The following is a 15551-nucleotide window of genomic DNA, read 5'->3' as shown; positions in this document are numbered from 1 at the left end:
TCCGAGTCATCAGGAAGGTGTCCACCACCGTGGAAACCGCAAGCGCCGCCGCCCGGACCGCCCCGGCCGCAGTGATCGTCGCCATCGACGGCCCCTCCGGCACCGGCAAGTCGAGCACGTCCAAGGCCGTCGCCGCCCAGCTCGGTCTGAGCTACCTGGACACCGGCGCCCAGTACCGGGCGATCACCTGGTGGATGCTGAACAACGGCATCGACGTCGAGGACGCGACGGAGGTGGCGACCGCCGCCGCCAAGCCGGTCATCGTCTCCGGCACGGACCCGGCGGCCCCCACGATCACCGTCGACGGCGAGGACGCCTCCGGCCCGATCCGTACGCAGGAGGTGACCTCCCGGGTCAGCGCCGTCAGCGCGGTCCCCGAGGTGCGCACCAGGATCACCGAGCTGCAGCGCACCATCGCCTCCGCCGCCGAGCGCGGCATAGTGGTCGAGGGCCGGGACATCGGCACCACCGTGCTGCCCGGAGCCGACCTGAAGATCTTCCTCACCGCCTCCCCGGAGGCGCGGGCGGCCCGTCGCAGCGGAGAGCTCAAGGGCTCCGACCTCGCCGCCACCAAGGAGGCGCTGATCAAGCGGGACGCCGCCGACTCCGGCCGCAAGACCTCCCCGCTGGCCAAGGCGGACGACGCCGTCGAGGTGGACACCACCGAACTGACTCTTCAGCAGGTCATCGAGTGTGTCGTCACCCTCGTCGAGGAGAAGCGGGCCGCGAAGTGACCCGAGCCACCACGGCCTCGCCCCGCGGCGCGGCGGTCGGGCGCGGGATCGGGATCGGCCTGATGTACGGGCTGTGGAAGCCCCGTGTCCTGGGCGCGTGGCGCGTTCCCGCCTCCGGACCCGTCATACTCGCGGTGAACCACTCGCACAACATCGACGGTCCGATGCTGATGGGCACCGCGCCCCGGCCCGTCCACTTCCTGATCAAGAAGGAGGCGTTCGTCGGTCCGCTCGACCCGTTCCTGCGCGGAATCGGTCAGCTGAAGGTGGACCGTACGACCGCCGACCGCACCGCCATCACCGGCGCCCTCGGCGTGCTGGAGAACGGCGGAGCGCTCGGGATCTTCCCCGAGGGCACCAGGGGCGAGGGCGACTTCGCCTCCCTGCGTGCCGGGCTCGCGTACTTCGCGGTACGCAGCGGGGCGCCGATCGTCCCGGTGGCCGTCCTGGGAAGCACCGAGCGCCGCGGACGGTTGATATCGGCACTGCCGCCGTTGCGCAGTCGGGTCGATGTCGTCTTCGGTGACGCCTTCGCGGCGGCCTCCGCGGACGGCCGCAGGACGCGCAGGGCGCTCGACGAGGCGACGGAACGCATCCAGGCGCGGCTGACCGCCCACCTGGACGAGGCCCGGCGTTTCACCGGGCGCTGAGAGCCGCCCCGCCGGAGTGCGGGGCGGTTCGAGCAAGACGTGAGTAGTGGGCCGCCCGATCGCGGCCCATCGATGATGAGGCAAAGAGGAACGGACTTCATGAACGACCAGATTCACTCCGGGGGCTCGGACCACGAGCACGGAGCGCTTGGCGACGCCGAGTACGCGGAGTTCATGGAGCTCGCCGCGGAGGAGGGCTTCGACGCGGAGGAGGTCGAGGGCGCGATCGGCGAGGCCGGTCACGGACCGCTCCCCGTCCTCGCCGTCGTCGGCCGCCCCAATGTCGGCAAGTCGACATTGGTGAACCGGATCATCGGCCGTCGTGAGGCGGTCGTCGAGGACCGGCCCGGCGTCACCCGCGACCGCGTCACCTACGAGGCCGAGTGGGCGGGCCGCCGCTTCAAGGTCGTCGACACCGGCGGCTGGGAACAGGACGTGCTGGGCATCGACGCCTCCGTCGCGGCCCAGGCCGAGTACGCCATCGACGCCGCCGACGCGGTGGTCTTCGTGGTCGACTCGACCGTCGGCGCCACCGACACCGACGAGGCCGTCGTCAAGCTGCTGCGCCGGGCCGGGAAGCCCGTCGTGCTGTGCGCCAACAAGGTCGACGGGCAGAGCGGCGAGGCGGATGCCACCGCGCTCTGGTCGCTGGGTCTCGGCGAGCCGCACCCGGTCTCCTCGCTGCACGGCCGCGGCACCGGCGACCTCCTCGACGCCGTGCTCGAAGCGCTTCCCGAGGCCCCGGCCCAGCGCTTCGGCACCGCGGTCGGCGGCCCGCGCCGGATCGCCCTCATCGGCCGTCCGAACGTCGGCAAGTCCTCGTTGCTGAACAAGGTGGCCAACGAGGAGCGCGTCGTCGTCAACGAGCTCGCGGGCACCACCCGCGACCCGGTCGACGAGCTGATCGAGCTCGGTGGCGTCACCTGGAAGTTCATCGACACGGCAGGCATCCGGCGCCGCGTCCACCTCCAGGAGGGGGCGGACTACTACGCGTCGCTGCGTACCGCCGCCGCCGTGGAGAAGGCCGAGGTCGCCGTCGTCCTGATCGACGCGAGCGAGTCCGTCAGCGTCCAGGACCAGCGGATCATCACCATGGCCGTGGAGGCCGGGCGCGCCCTGGTGATCGCGTACAACAAGTGGGACACCCTCGACGAGGAGCGGCGCTACTACCTGGAGCGCGAGATCGAGACGGAGCTCGCGCAGATCTCCTGGGCCCCTCGGGTCAACATCTCCGCCGTCACCGGCCGTCACATGGAGAAGCTGGTCCCGGCGATCGAGACCGCCCTCGACGGCTGGGAGACCCGCGTCCCCACCGGCAGGCTGAACGCGTTCCTCGGCGAGATCGTGGCCGCCCACCCGCACCCGGTCCGCGGCGGCAAGCAGCCCCGGATCCTCTTCGGCACCCAGGCGGGCACCAAGCCGCCGCGTTTCGTGCTGTTCGCCTCGGGCTTCCTGGAGCACGGCTACCGGCGGTTCGTCGAGCGCCGGCTGCGTGAGGAGTTCGGCTTCGAGGGCACCCCGATCCACATCTCGGTGAGGGTCCGCGAGAAGCGCGGCCGCAACAAGTAGCGACCCCGAGCAACACATGACGGAGCCCCGGACCGGTTCGCGAACGAGCGATGCGGTCCGGGGCTCCGCCATGCGGTTCGGGCATCGCACGGCTCAGAGTCTGTCGGGTGACCTTCGGCCGGAAAGCGGACGCGGGATGGTGCGTGCGGTTCCAAGGCGTCGGGATGGCCCAGTGGCGGAGCTCCTCGGTCATTCCGGCAACGCCGGAAGCGTGCGTGCCAGGGCGTGGCCGCCCGGTCAGAGGTCACCCGAGAGGCTCTCAGGCGTCGCGCGACCCCGGCGGAAGCGCCGCAGGCCGGACGCGCCCGGAGTGCCGCCCCACCCGCTGCCAGGAACCGGAGGCCCCCGGGTGCCCGCTCGGTCCGCCGTGTGCGGCGGACCCGTTGTGCACGGAGAGCCCGGTGGAGAAGCCTGCGGGCTGACCGGCGGAGTGCCCGGAATGGCCACTCAGCGGGACCCGGCCGGCGAAGAGGCCGAGGCCGAAGGCCACGAAGCCGAGATTCTCCTCACCACTGCGATCACCCGGCAGCGCCCGGAACGACCGCCGGTACTCGGAGTACAGCGCGTCGTAGATCGGGGTCTGGGACGGGCCGCCCGATGGCTCCCGCGAGGGGCGCATGGCAGGGATCGGGTTCGGGCGCTGATGGGAGGAGTCGTATGAGTGCACGTATCTGCCAACGACCCCACGGTCCGTCGGATGCGGGCCCGGCCGAGAAATAGCTGTTCGCCGCAGACCCGGGGACCCGGCGGACGCGATCAGGTCCCGGCCAGCGGCATCGCGGCGGCGACCAGCAGTCCGTCGGCCGCCGCCTTGTCCAGGGCGTCCCGCAGCAGGTCCTCGCGCGGCTGCTGGCCGATCGACCCCGCCGGGGCGGCGAAGAGCAGCACGGTCCGGGACTTGTTGGCCGCGTTCCGCCAGCCCTCGGTCACCTGGAGCGGCGCGTGCGCCTGCCACCAGGCGATCGGGGCCCCGCCGTCGGTGCCCGGCTGGAGCACGGCGTGCAGCCGGCCCACGGCGAGCAGGATCGACCAGCCGGGCAGGACCGCGGGCGCCCGGTCCAGCCGGTGGACCGGCTGGAAGCCCTGCTCCAGCAGGAGCCGGAGGAATTCGTCGCCCTGACTGCCGTCCGTGCCCGGCCGGACGATCGCGCCGGTCGGCTCGACGACGAGGGCCGGGTGGAGCTCGTCGTCGATCAGCACGAGGCCACTGGTGATGCCGAGGACGGCCTGATCGGCACCGACACCTTCCGGGTTCCCCGGCCGGCCCTGCGGCCGCCCCTCGCCGGCCGTGATGCTGCGCACCGCGCCCTGCAACTGCTCCTCCGCGACCTGGACGACCTGGGAGGGGATGCACGTCGCGTGGGCGAAGGCGAGAACGGCCGTCTCGCCGCCGACGAAGAGGACGGTGCTGGTGCGTTCCTGCTCGGAGTCGCCGGGGGTGCGGCAGGAGGTGCAGTCGTAGTGGCCCGGGGCGTTGTCGCCGACGAGCAGCCGGTCGGCTTCGGCGTCGCCGATCTCGGCACGTACGTCCTCGCTGACGTCGAGCATGCGCGGCACGGGTGGCTCCTCGAACTCGGTGCGTGTGCCGGGTGCTTCCCGGCTCATGAAAGGGACAACGGGCGATCCGCGGCCGGAGTCACGCGAGAAGGGGAACGTAATCGAACCAACTGGCGCGAGGCGTGAATCTCGCGGTGCGAGGGGTGGTTGGGCCAAGTATGTAGCGATTGGTGCCGGATGATGTGGTCCATTTGGTCATGCACCACTGCGCTGATACATCGACAAATCAGGAAAGCGGGTGAACGCGGAGGTGGCCGAAACTGGTACGGGTTCGGAGGAACCTTCGGCCCGCCCGTGCCGTCCTGCCAAGTGTTGCCCGCCGTTGATCAGTCGAACGGGAGTCATGGCGTTCCATGCACATTTCCTTCCTGCTCCACAACGCCTACGGAGTCGGGGGGACGATTCGTACGACGTTCAACCTCGCCGAGACGCTGGCCGAGCACCATGACGTCGAGATCGTGTCCGTCTTCCGGCACCGGGACGTCCCGGCTCTGGGCGCCCCGGCGGGCGTCGTCCTGGGCCACCTCGTCGACCTGCGGAAGAAGAGCCCGGCATACGACGGGGACGCCGCCGACCACGCCCGCCCCGCGACCGTCTTCCCGCGCGGCGACAGCAGGTACCGCCAGTACAGCAGGCTGACCGACGCCCGGGTGGCGGCCCATCTGCGCTCCCTGGAGGCGGACGTCGTCGTCGGCACCCGGCCCGGGCTCAACGTGCAGATCAGCAGGCAGGCCCGGCGCGGTCCGGTGCGGATCGGACAGGAGCACCTGACCCTCGACAGCCACGGCTACCGGCTGCGGCGCGAGATCGGGCACCGCTACACGTTGCTCGACGCGATCACCACCGTCACCGAGGCCGACGCCCGTGCCTACCGGTCCGTGCTCAAGCTGCCCGGGGTACGGATCGAGGCCATCCCCAACAGCGTGCCCGCCCCCCGGATCGCGCCCGCCGACGGCACCGGCAAGTGGGTGATCGCCGCGGGGCGGCTGCACAAGGTCAAGCGGTACGACCTGCTCGTGCGCGCGTTCGCCGACGTGGTCGCCGTCCGCCCGGACTGGCGGCTGCGCATCTACGGGGCCGGTGACGCGACCGGGAACGAACGCCGGGCGCTGCTCGCGCTCGTCGGCGAACTCGGCCTGCACAACCACGTGTTCCTGATGGGCTCGGTCAACCCCCTGGAGGCCGAGTGGCCCAAGGGATCGATCGCCGCGGTCACCTCGGACCGCGAGTCGTTCGGCATGACGATCGTGGAGGCGATGCGCTGCGGTCTGCCGGTCGTCGCCACCGACTGCCCGCACGGCCCCCGCGAGATCATCGAGGACGGCACCGACGGACGACTGGTGCCGGTCGGCGACGCGGCGGCCGTGACCGACGCCCTCCTCGGCCTGATCGAGGACGACGAGCTCCGGCACCGCTTCGGGCGCGCCGCACGCACCGCGTCCGAGCGGTTCGACCCGGCGCGGATCGCCGAGCGTCACGAGCGCCTCTTCACCGAACTCGCCTCCCGGGCCCCGCACGACCGCTCGCACGGCGCCCTGCGCACCACACTGCACCGCGCCCGCGGCACGGTGCTGGACGGGGCGTACGCCCTGCGCTACAAGGCGGCCGACGTCATCCGCAGGAGGAAGCCCGCATGACCGCCCCCGCGCGACGACACACCCCCCGCGCCGACTGCACCGCGGACCCGGACGGAACCCTCGTCTTCGAGCTCGGCGACCCCGGCGACCCCGGCGACCCCGGCTCCGGACCCGTTCCGCACGGTGCGGGGGAGGGGCCGGAGCTGGTGTTCCGGCTGCGCGGGGGCACGGGCGACGACGCCGTGCTCCGGCTGCCGCTGGGGCAGACCGGCGGCGGGCGGCTCCGGGCGGTGCTGCCGGCCACCGCGGAAACGGCCGGGGGCCGCTGGGACGTACGCCTGCGCGGGCCGGGCGAGGACGACGAGGCGGCGGTGCCGGTCGAGCCCGGGATCAGGGACCTGCGCCACCTCGTGGACCGTGCGCCGGAGACCGGACGGGTCGCGGTCCGTGTCCCGTACCCGACCGCCGACGGCCGGCTCGCCCTGCACTGCTGGGTCCGCTCACCGCACGCCGAGGCCGGGACGGTGACGTTCGACGGGGACGCGATGACCGTCGAGGGCACCCTGTACGGGGTTCCGCTCGGCGACGGCGCCCGGGCCGAGGCGAGGGCACCCGGCGACCCCGGCCGGGTCCGCCGGGTGCCGGTCACCGGGAAGGAGGGCTCGTTCTCCTTCACCCTTCCACTGGACGGACTGGGCGACGGGCCCGTGCGGGACGAACAGTTGTGGACGCTCTGGCTGATCCCGGGGACGGCCCGTGGCGGACCGGCCGGTGAGGTGCGGGTCTCCCGCCTCCTCGACGACGTCTGGGACCGGAGGAACATCTTCGTCTACCCGGGCCGGGACATCGGCGCGGGCGTCCGGGCGACCCCCTGCTACACGGGCGACAACGATCTCTGCGTGCGCGTCGAGCCCGGTCCGCCGCCGGCCGGGTAGACCGCCGGGTGCGGGGCGATCCGGGGCCCGCGCGGAGCAGCGGCCCCGTGGGCCGGTGGACCGCCGGGGCCGATCGCGGACACGAACCGTCCGCGACCCCTGGCAGACTCCTGCCATGGTGGAGACCTCGGCACGGCTGCTGCGACTGCTCTCACTGCTCCAGACCCACCGGGAATGGGCGGGAGCCGATCTCGCCGATCGACTGGGGGTGACCCCCCGGACGGTCCGGCGCGACGTCGACAAGTTGCGCGGACTCGGCTACCCGGTCAACGCCAGCCCGGGTACCGGTGGCGGGTACCGGCTCGGTGCGGGGGCCCGGATGCCGCCGCTGCTCCTCGACGACGAGGAGGCCGTCGCCGTCGCCGTCGGACTGCGCACCGCGGCGGGCAACGGCGTCGAAGGCATCGGGGAGAGCTCCGTGGGCGCCCTGGCCAAGCTGGAGCAGGTGCTGCCGGACCGGCTCCGCCGCCGGGTGAACGCGCTCAGCACGTTCACCGTGCCGCTGCTGCGCGCTCCCGGTACGTCGGCCGCCGACCCGGGCGTCCTCACCGAACTGGCCGGGGCCTGCCGGGACAGCGAGCGGCTGCGCTTCGCGTACCGGGACCACTCCGGCTCCGTCTCGCGCAGGACCGTCGAGCCGCACCGGCTGGTGTGCACCGAGCGCCGCTGGTACCTCGTCGCCTGGGACCTGGACCGCGGTGACTGGCGGACCTTCCGGGCGGACCGGATCACTCCACGGCCGCCGCACGGACCGGGATTCGTCCCCCGCGACCCACCGGCCGAGGACCTCGCCGCCTACGTATCGCGGGGGATCTCCACCACCGCCTACACCACCCGCGCGGTGGTGCGGCTGAGGACGGACATCGAGCGCGCGGCCGAACACCTCTCGCCGTTCGCCGGGGTGCTGGAGGCGGAGGGCGCCGGGAGCTGCCTGCTGCGCACGGGAGCGGTGAGCCTCGATGTGATGGTCGTTCACGTCCTGATGCTGGGGTTCGACTTCGAGGTGGTCGAACCGCCGGAGCTGAATGACGCGATCGTACGGGCCCGGGACCGGCTGTCCCGGGCCGTCGGCTGAGCGGCGCCGTCGGCGGCCCGGGACGCGGCGGCGCCGATTCCCCGGTCCGGGGTTTGTCCCGACGCGGACGGCCTCGGCCCCGCTCCGCGACGCGAATTTTGTGACCAAAGGATAAGGGTGCCATAAGGAAGCGTGAATTCCCGGTGGCATGCTCATTTGCGGCGCTTATCGGATGTGAAAATCGGGGCCGTCCGGACCGGTGTATTCGGTTTCGTTCACGGCACCTTCCCGCGGTCCTCCGACGGGATTTCCGATTACTGTCCGTCGGGTCGCGGACCGTGCGTCCGGGACATGTGGGCGCGGCGGCACACGTGTCGTGATCCTGTGACACAAGTGTGACCGGCAGGGGATGTGCGGATGCCCTGCGACGGACGCCGACGCGGCTTCCGTCGAGGCCGAGGGCCGCCTACGGTGGGGGTATGGCGCCCCTACCGACCCCACCGGCTCAGCCCCAGGACACCCCCGGCGCGTACGTCGGCCTCGCCGCCGACGCGGCCGAACGGCGGGCCCGCGGCCGAGGCTGGAGCACCGTCAGATCCCTGCCGCCGGGCACGGTCGTCACCATGGAGTTCCGTGCCGGGCGGATCAACTTCGAGGTCGCCGACGCGGTCGTCACCCGCTGCTGGGTGGGCTGAGTCCCGCACCCGTCGCGACATGACCGAGGGCCCCGGCGCAGGCCGGGGCCCTCGGTCATGTCGCGACGGGGGAGCGGTCGTGCGTACCGGCCCCCGCCGTACCGGGTCAGCCACCCGCCACCGGGCGGGCGGGAGCGGTGCCGCCGCGCGGCGTGCGTTCCGCGTTCGGCGGGCGACGGCTGCCGGTCGGGGTGACCGGGCTGCGCTCCGAGCGGGCGGGATGGGCCTGGTGCGGCGGGACCGGATGGCCGCGCGGCCGCGTGGCCACGGCGGGGGCCGGGGGGCCGCCCGCGGCGACCGGCTCCAGCACCTGGTCCGCGGTCGGGGCGTCGACACCGTCCGGCCGGGGCAGCGGCGCGGTCCGGGGACCCGCGATCGTGACGGGCACGGGGGCAACCGGACGGCCGAGTCCCCGCAGGCTCTCGCGCTGGACGAAGACCCACGTCTCGGTCCGGGCGATCAACGGCTCGACCCAGGGCAGCCCCAGCAGGATCAGCAGCCCGGCGGCCCAGCCCAGCAGGACGTCGCTGAGCCAGTGCGTACCGAGGTAGACGGTGGTGAGCCCGACACCGAGCGAGACGATCGCCGACATGGCCGACAAGTAGCGCCTGGCTCTCGGGGTGGTGGCCAGGTAGGCGAGGATTCCCCAGGTCACGACCGCGTTGGCGGTGTGGCCCGAGGGGAATATATCGCCGCCGGCGAAGAGATCCGCGGAGCCGATCTGCGTCGCGTAGTGCGGGCCGAGCCGCCCGAGACCGATCTTGACCGCGCCCACCGTGGCGTTGAGCAGCAGCAGCGCCGCGGCGAGCGTCAGCAGGGGGCGCAGTGTGTGCTGCCGCCACGAGCGCCAGCCCAGCCAGCAGGCGACCATGGTGGCCGTCGGGCCGCGCTGGCCCAGCACGATGTAGTAGTCGAGGAACGCATGGATCTCCGGCCACTGCTGATACGGCCGGAAGAGCATGACCTTCCAGTCCAGTGCCACCAGCCAGGAGGAGACCAGCACGGCGACGACGATGGCGGCGTAGAACGCCAACGTCCCGCCGAAGAGCGCGATGCGGTGACGGCTCATCCGCGGTGGCTCTATCTTCGGCGGTTCCGGCTCCCGGTCCAGGCGGGCAAAGATGTCGGTACGCACCCAATCGACGTTACAGCGAGTTAGCTCGCGACCAGGGCGATCAGGTCTCTTTGTGATGACGATGTGATGTGGAACATGTCTCGGCCGGGCCTTAATTCCTTATCCGGAGAAGCCTTTCGGAGTGCCTGTGCGCTATTGATTTCGCACTTATTTCGGAAGGGTGTTTGCCGTAGTCGGAAAAAACGCGGAAGGCGTCGGTGCGGAATTGACCGGCCCTTCCCGGAGGGGGAAACGGAGGGTATGCGTCCGGTCACCGAACGCTCGGTTGGTGGGCCCGGCGGTCACTCCGGGAAACGGGCCGAGTACCTTCGTGCCGGGCGCGGAGCCCGTCCGCGCAGGTCGGAGGGGTGAGTGGCGTCCCGCGCCGCGGCGCGGGCCATGCTCCGCGGCCGACGGGGGTATGAGGTGGGACACATGTGGGTTCTCCGAACTCGCGTACGCTGACGCAGCACTCGCCCGTCGATGCCGGGCCCCGAGTGGAAGCGGACCCACCGCGTCCCAGGCTGGCCTGCCGAGCGCGAGGACCTTTTGGGAGGTACATGCATGTCCGGGACGACCACAGCCCGATTCCGGCTGCGCGCAGCCGTCGACGGTGCCAACCGATGGGTCGTCCTCGTCGTCCTCTGCCTCAGCCTGCTGCTCGTGGCGCTCGACGCGACCGTGCTCCACGTAGCGGTGCCGGCCCTCACCGAGGACCTGCGGCCCAGCGCCGTCGACCTGCTCTGGATCGTGGACGCCTACCCCCTGGTCTGCGCCTCGCTGCTGATCCTCTTCGGCACCCTCGGCGACCGGGTCGGCCGCCGCCGGGTTCTGCTGCTCGGTTACGCCCTCTTCGGGATCGCCTCCGCGGTGGCCGCGCTGGCGGGCAGTCCCGCCGTACTGATAGCCGCCCGGGCCCTGCTCGGGATCGGCGGGGCGATGATCATGCCCGCGACGCTGTCGATCCTCCGCCAGGTCTTCCCCGACCGCCGCGAGCGGGCCGTGGCGATCGGGATCTGGTCCGCGGTCGCCGCGGTCGGGGCCGCCACCGGGCCGGTCGTCGGCGGGTTCCTCGTCGAACACTTCTGGTGGGGCTCGGTCTTCCTGATCAACATCCCGCTGATGGCCCTGGTGCTGCCCGTCGGCCGCCTGCTGCTGCCGGAGTCCCGCGGCGGTGACGACGGCCCGTGGGACGTGCTCGGCGCGCTGATGGCCGCGGCCGGGGTGCTCGGGGTGGTCCTCGGGGTGAAGCGCGCGGGCGCGGGCGAGGGGCTGCTCAGCCCGACCGCCTTCGTTCCGCTGTTCGCAGGGGCGGCGCTGCTGATCCTCTTCGCGCGGCGTCAGAAACGGCGCACGCACCCGCTGATCGACATCGGGATGTTCTCCCGGCCCGCCTTCTCCACCTCGGTCGGCTGCATCATCGTCGCGATGCTGGCCCTGGTCGGGCTGGAACTGATAGCCGTGCAGTACCTCCAGCTCGTTCTCGGACTGAGCCCGCTGGAGACGGGACTGCGGTTGCTGCCGCTCACCTTCGCGGCCATGGCCGCGGGCGCCACCGGCTCGTACACACTGCACCGTGTCGGGCCGCGCCGGATGGTCGGCTCGGGCTTCGTGCTCACCGCGGCCTCGGTGCTGGTCCTTACCGCGATGGGCCGTCAGGACCGCCCGGCCCTGCTGGCCGCCGCCTTCGTCGCCCTCGGCTTCGGGCTCCAGACCACGCTCTTCGGGGCGTACGAGTCCATGCTCAGCGACGCCCCCGCGGACCGGGCGGGCGGGGCGGCGGCGATCGGCGAGACCTCCTACCAGCTCGGGGCGGGCATGGGAATCGCCCTGCTCGGCAGCGTCATGAACGCCGCCTACGTCCCCGGACTCGCGGATCTGTCCGACAAGGGCGTCCCCGCCGCCGACAGCGCGGCCGCGGCCCACTCGCTGGGCGAGGCGTACCAGGTGGCGGACCGGCTCGGCGGCCCGCTGGGCGAAACGCTGCGGACCACGGCCCGCGGCTCCTTCATCACCGGGCTGCACGTCACGCTGGTGGTGAGCGCCGCCCTGCTGCTGCTCGGGGCGCTCGCGGCGCTGCGACTGCCGCGCGCGGCGGAGTCACCGTCCCCTGCCCCCGGCGAGCCGGAGGAGACCGGACCCGACGAGGCCCCCCAGGACACGGTCCGGGCACCCCGTACGAGCACCGCGCTGCCCCGGCTCCCGGGGCAGGCCCGCCGTCGGCCCGCCGGGGCGACCGGCTCTGGACGGGTGGGACGCTGAGCCGTAACGTCGGCACGACGTCATGACCAGGGCGTGTTTCGTCACACGCCCCGACACCGCCAGTTCCGGGCCGGTCGGCCCCGAGGAGGGGCGCGGGACCGGCCGGGTGCGTGCCCGGCCCCGCGGCACCGTCCCCGTACCGTCCGGCCCCAGCATCGTGCCGGCCGCCGGAGGCGCCCTCATGTCCACCACCCCGTCCCCGAAGCTCCCGCCCTTCGACCCCGCCGACCCCATCGGCATCGACGATCTGCTCGCCGCGGAGGACCTCGCCATCCGCGACACCGTCCGCGACTGGGCCGCCGACCGGGTCCTGCCGCACATCGCCGAGTGGTACGAGAAGGGCGAACTGCCCGGCATCCGCGAGCTGGCCCGCGAACTCGGTTCGCTGGGCGCCCTCGGGATGTCCCTGCAGGGGTACGGCTGCGCGGGAGCCACCGCGGTCCAGTACGGGCTCGCCTGCCTCGAACTGGAGGCGGCGGACTCGGGCATCCGCTCGCTGGTCTCCGTACAGGGGTCGCTCGCCATGTACGCCATCCACCGCTACGGCTCGCAGGAGCAGCGGCAGCGGTGGCTGCCGGGCATGGCGGCGGGCGAGATCATCGGCTGCTTCGGCCTCACCGAGCCGGACCACGGGTCCGACCCCGCCGGGATGCGGACGTACGCCCGGCGCGACGGCGGAGGGGACTGGGTGCTCACCGGCCGCAAGATGTGGATCACCAACGGCTCGGTCGCCGGGGTGGCCGTCGTCTGGGCGCAGACCGACGAGGACGGTGCGGCCGGCGGAATTCGCGGATTCGTCGTGCCGACCGACGCCCCGGGCTTCTCGGCGCCCGAGATCCGGCACAAGTGGTCCCTGCGCGCCTCGGTCACCAGCGAACTCGTCCTGGACGAGGTGCGACTTCCGGCCGATGCCGTACTGCCCGGTGTCACCGGTCTGCGCGGCCCGCTCAGCTGTCTGAGCCACGCCCGCTACGGCATCGTCTGGGGGGCCATGGGCGCGGCGCGCTCGGCCTTCGGGGCGGCCCTGGACTACGCGCGGACCCGGGAGCAGTTCGGACGGCCGATCGGGGGCTTCCAGCTCACCCAGGCCAAGTTCGCGGACATGGCCGTGGAACTGCACAAGGGCATCCTGCTCGCCCACCATCTGGGACGGCGGATGGACGCGGGCACGCTCCGTCCGGAGCAGGTGAGTTTCGGGAAGCTCAACAACGTGCGGGAAGCGATCGACATCTGCCGCACCTCGCGCACGATCCTCGGCGCCAACGGGATCTCGCTGGAGTACCCGGTGATGCGCCACGCGACGAATCTGGAGTCGGTGCTCACCTACGAGGGCACCGTGGAGATGCACCAGCTGGTGCTGGGCAAGGCGCTCACCGGTCTCGACGCGTTCCGGTAGAACGGTCCGGCGAGCGCCCTGCTCAGCTCTGGTTGAAGAAGCCGTCGGCCGGCCGGCCGGCGGCTTCGCCGCTGACCACCCGGGTGTCGGCCGGGGTCAGCAGGAAGACCCGGGTGGCCACCCGTTCGATCGATCCACGCAGTCCGAAGGTCAGACCGGCGGCGAAGTCCACCACGCGCTTGGCGTCGGTGGGATCCATGGCCGTGAGATTGACGATCACCGGGACGCCGTCCCGGAAGAGCTCTCCGACGGCCCGGGCGTCCCGGAAGCTGTCGGGGGTGACGGTGGCGATCCGGCGGCCCGTGTCCTCGGCGCCCCGGGAGGCCACCTGCACCCGGGGGTCGGTCACCCACGCCTGACCGGTTCCGGTCTGTGCGACCTCGGGGTACTCGTCGTCGTCGTAGTACCGCTCGTCGTTGTCCTCCACGAGGCCCAGCCAGGCACTCGCCTTGCGCACCGATCCCATGGACGCCTCCTCTCACCGCGGTTCCGTGATGCTCCGCATCTCTTTCGTGTCCCTATGGTCGTCCATGATGCGGATCGCGCGCCAAGTGGATAGTCGGCGCGCAGGGGGTTCGTGACGGTACTGATGCAGAAGATGTGGCGGTTCGTCAGCATTCCTCCCGTATCGATGGTCTGAAAGAAAGAAAATCTGATGCAGCGGTCCGTCCGAGTGACCCGGGGGACGTACGGGTGAACGCGTGGCTGGATTACGATGCACGTCGCGCACGCGCACGAGCACGGCGCACGAGTGAACGACCGTCGGGGGATCGTCGTGTTCGGAATCGTCAGGCCCTGCGCCCATCGGCTGTCCGAGGGGTTGCGGACCGAGTGGATGGCCCATCTCTGCGGGCTCTGTCTCGCGCTCCGTTCGGACCACGGACAGTTCGCCCGCGTCGTCACGAACTACGACGGCCTGATCGTCTCGGTGCTGACGGAGGCTCAGTCCGAGCGCACCACCGGATGGCGACGGACCGCGGGCCCCTGCCCGCTGCGTGCCATGCGGACCGCGTCCGTCGCCCGCGGCGAGGGGGCGAGGCTGGCTGCCGCCGTCTCCCTGGTACTGGCCTCGGCGAAGGTACGGGACCACGTCGCCGACCGGGACGGCCTGTTGGGGCGCCGCCCGGTCGCCGCCGCCGCCCGCCGGGTCGCCGCGGGCTGGGACCGGGCGGGAGCGCGCACCGGCGCGGCGCTCGGCTTCGACACGGCGCTGCTCGTCGACGCCGTCGACCGGCAGGGCGGCATCGAGCTGCTCGCGGGCCCCGGAACACCACTGCTCACGGTCACCGAACCCACCGAGACCGCCACCGCCGCCGCCTTCGCTCACACCGCGGTACTCGCCGGCAGGCCGCGGAACGCGGGGCCGCTGGCGGAGGCGGGCCGGCTCTTCGGCCGCCTGGCACACCTGCTGGACGCCGTGGAGGACCAGGAGGCTGACGCCGCGTCGGGAGCCTGGAACCCGCTCACCGCGACCGGCACCTCACGGGCCGAGGCCCGACGGCTCTGCGACGACGCGCTGCGCGGCATACGGCTCGCGCTGCGCGACGCGGAGTTCACCGACGGCAGGCTGACCCATGTGCTGCTGGCCCACGAGCTGCGGCAGTCGGTGGACCGGGCCTTCGGCACGTCGTCGTGCTCGCACCGGGCCGACGGGACGGCGCCGGACGGACTCGTGACCCCGTCGGAGACCCGGCCGGCCGGGTCCTTCGGCCCGGCGCCCGGAAACCCGTACGCCCCGAGTCCCGGAAACCCGTACGCCCCGGGGCCCGGGGGGCCCGGCGGTCCGCCGCAGCCCCCGCCCGAGCCCCCGCGCGACCGGCGCGGACTGATCACGGGCTGCCTGGTCTGGGCGGGGCTGGCCTGCACCTGCCAGATGTGCTGCGGCACCTTCGACGACCCGTGGAGCCATCAGCGCCGCGAAGGACTGTGCCGTCAGTGCGACTGCGGCAGCTGCTGTGATGCGTGCGACTGCTGCAGCAACTGCGGTGACTGCTGCGGGTCCTGCGACTGCTGCGACTGCGACTGCAGTTGCTGAGGCGGGCCGTCA

14 protein-coding genes are annotated in these 15551 nt (G+C 72.4%); 10 read left to right on the top strand and 4 right to left on the bottom strand.

Annotated features, from left to right (window positions below):
• Positions 1-17 precede the first annotated feature (17 nt).
• From cmk to der, 3 genes are all read left to right on the top strand, one after another.
• Positions 18-734 (top strand): (d)CMP kinase, encoded by a 717-nt coding sequence (gene cmk, locus ACF1CT_RS21775; protein ID WP_391785556.1) that lies wholly within the window; start codon positions 18-20, stop codon positions 732-734.
• Complete coding sequence (locus tag ACF1CT_RS21770) at positions 731-1384, top strand: lysophospholipid acyltransferase family protein (protein ID WP_391785555.1); 654 nt, start codon at positions 731-733, stop codon at positions 1382-1384. Before cmk ends, ACF1CT_RS21770 begins: the two co-directional genes overlap by 4 nt.
• A gap of 99 nt (positions 1385-1483) precedes the next feature.
• On the top strand, positions 1484-2953 hold the full coding sequence (gene der, locus ACF1CT_RS21765) for a ribosome biogenesis GTPase Der (RefSeq protein WP_391785554.1): 1470 nt from the start codon (positions 1484-1486) through the stop codon (positions 2951-2953).
• A gap of 259 nt (positions 2954-3212) precedes the next feature.
• On the opposite strand, the gene ACF1CT_RS21760 is transcribed toward der, so the two are convergent.
• Together ACF1CT_RS21760 and ACF1CT_RS21755 are read right to left on the bottom strand one after the other, a co-directional pair.
• Complete coding sequence (locus tag ACF1CT_RS21760) at positions 3213-3572, bottom strand: hypothetical protein (protein WP_391785553.1); 360 nt, start codon at positions 3570-3572, stop codon at positions 3213-3215.
• Between the two features lie 137 nt (positions 3573-3709).
• Positions 3710-4510, bottom strand: a complete 801-nt coding sequence (locus ACF1CT_RS21755) for a hypothetical protein (RefSeq protein ID WP_391785552.1) — start codon at positions 4508-4510, stop codon at positions 3710-3712.
• Between the two features lie 353 nt (positions 4511-4863).
• Between ACF1CT_RS21755 and ACF1CT_RS21750 the strand changes: the two genes are divergently transcribed.
• From ACF1CT_RS21750 to ACF1CT_RS21735, 4 genes are all read left to right on the top strand, one after another.
• Complete coding sequence (locus ACF1CT_RS21750; RefSeq protein ID WP_391785551.1) at positions 4864-6147, top strand: glycosyltransferase family 4 protein; 1284 nt, start codon at positions 4864-4866, stop codon at positions 6145-6147.
• Entirely contained in the window at positions 6144-7022 is an 879-nt protein-coding gene (locus ACF1CT_RS21745) for a transferase (RefSeq protein ID WP_391785550.1), read from the top strand. Before ACF1CT_RS21750 ends, ACF1CT_RS21745 begins: the two co-directional genes overlap by 4 nt.
• A gap of 115 nt (positions 7023-7137) precedes the next feature.
• Positions 7138-8097, top strand: a complete 960-nt coding sequence (locus ACF1CT_RS21740) for a helix-turn-helix transcriptional regulator (RefSeq protein ID WP_391785549.1) — start codon at positions 7138-7140, stop codon at positions 8095-8097.
• 419 nt (positions 8098-8516) lie between these two features.
• Positions 8517-8732, top strand: coding sequence for an I78 family peptidase inhibitor (locus tag ACF1CT_RS21735; protein WP_391785548.1), 216 nt, complete (start codon positions 8517-8519; stop codon positions 8730-8732).
• Positions 8733-8838: 106 nt separating this feature from the next.
• On the opposite strand, the gene ACF1CT_RS21730 is transcribed toward ACF1CT_RS21735, so the two are convergent.
• Positions 8839-9867 (bottom strand): phosphatase PAP2 family protein, encoded by a 1029-nt coding sequence (locus ACF1CT_RS21730; protein WP_391785547.1) that lies wholly within the window; start codon positions 9865-9867, stop codon positions 8839-8841.
• Positions 9868-10410: 543 nt separating this feature from the next.
• Here ACF1CT_RS21730 and ACF1CT_RS21725 point away from each other — a divergent pair.
• Positions 10411-12108: an MFS transporter gene (locus ACF1CT_RS21725; protein ID WP_391785546.1), complete on the top strand. Its 1698-nt coding sequence runs from the start codon at positions 10411-10413 to the stop codon at positions 12106-12108.
• 181 nt (positions 12109-12289) lie between these two features.
• The gene (locus ACF1CT_RS21720; protein WP_391785545.1) at positions 12290-13504 is read left to right on the top strand and encodes an acyl-CoA dehydrogenase family protein; all 1215 of its coding nucleotides are present in this window, start codon (positions 12290-12292) and stop codon (positions 13502-13504) included.
• Positions 13505-13526: 22 nt separating this feature from the next.
• Here the strand turns inward: ACF1CT_RS21720 and ACF1CT_RS21715 are convergent, their stop codons facing one another.
• Complete coding sequence (locus tag ACF1CT_RS21715) at positions 13527-13970, bottom strand: cell division protein SepF (RefSeq protein WP_391785544.1); 444 nt, start codon at positions 13968-13970, stop codon at positions 13527-13529.
• A 309-nt stretch (positions 13971-14279) separates the two neighbouring features.
• On the opposite strand from ACF1CT_RS21715, the gene ACF1CT_RS21710 reads away from it, so the two are divergent.
• Positions 14280-15539 carry a DUF5685 family protein gene (locus ACF1CT_RS21710; protein WP_391785590.1) on the top strand — a complete coding sequence of 420 codons (1260 nt, stop codon included), beginning with the start codon at positions 14280-14282 and terminating at the stop codon, positions 15537-15539.
• Positions 15540-15551 lie beyond the last annotated feature (12 nt).

The sequence above is a fragment of the Streptomyces sp. NPDC014734 genome, assembly GCF_043083325.1.
In the GTDB taxonomy this organism is placed as follows: Bacteria; Actinomycetota; Actinomycetes; order Streptomycetales; family Streptomycetaceae; genus Streptomyces.
This window is presented reverse-complemented; position numbering and strand designations above follow the sequence as displayed.

Coding starts and splice junctions, on each gene's coding strand:
- der (WP_391785554.1), top strand. CDS start 1,484: ATGAACGACCAGATTCACTCCGGGGGCTCGGACCACGAGCACGGAGCG.
- ACF1CT_RS21760 (WP_391785553.1), bottom strand. CDS start 3,572: ATGCGCCCCTCGCGGGAGCCATCGGGCGGCCCGTCCCAGACCCCGATC.
- ACF1CT_RS21720 (WP_391785545.1), top strand. CDS start 12,290: ATGTCCACCACCCCGTCCCCGAAGCTCCCGCCCTTCGACCCCGCCGAC.
- ACF1CT_RS21740 (WP_391785549.1), top strand. CDS start 7,138: ATGGTGGAGACCTCGGCACGGCTGCTGCGACTGCTCTCACTGCTCCAG.
- ACF1CT_RS21745 (WP_391785550.1), top strand. CDS start 6,144: ATGACCGCCCCCGCGCGACGACACACCCCCCGCGCCGACTGCACCGCG.
- ACF1CT_RS21735 (WP_391785548.1), top strand. CDS start 8,517: ATGGCGCCCCTACCGACCCCACCGGCTCAGCCCCAGGACACCCCCGGC.
- ACF1CT_RS21715 (WP_391785544.1), bottom strand. CDS start 13,970: ATGGGATCGGTGCGCAAGGCGAGTGCCTGGCTGGGCCTCGTGGAGGAC.
- ACF1CT_RS21725 (WP_391785546.1), top strand. CDS start 10,411: ATGTCCGGGACGACCACAGCCCGATTCCGGCTGCGCGCAGCCGTCGAC.
- ACF1CT_RS21750 (WP_391785551.1), top strand. CDS start 4,864: ATGCACATTTCCTTCCTGCTCCACAACGCCTACGGAGTCGGGGGGACG.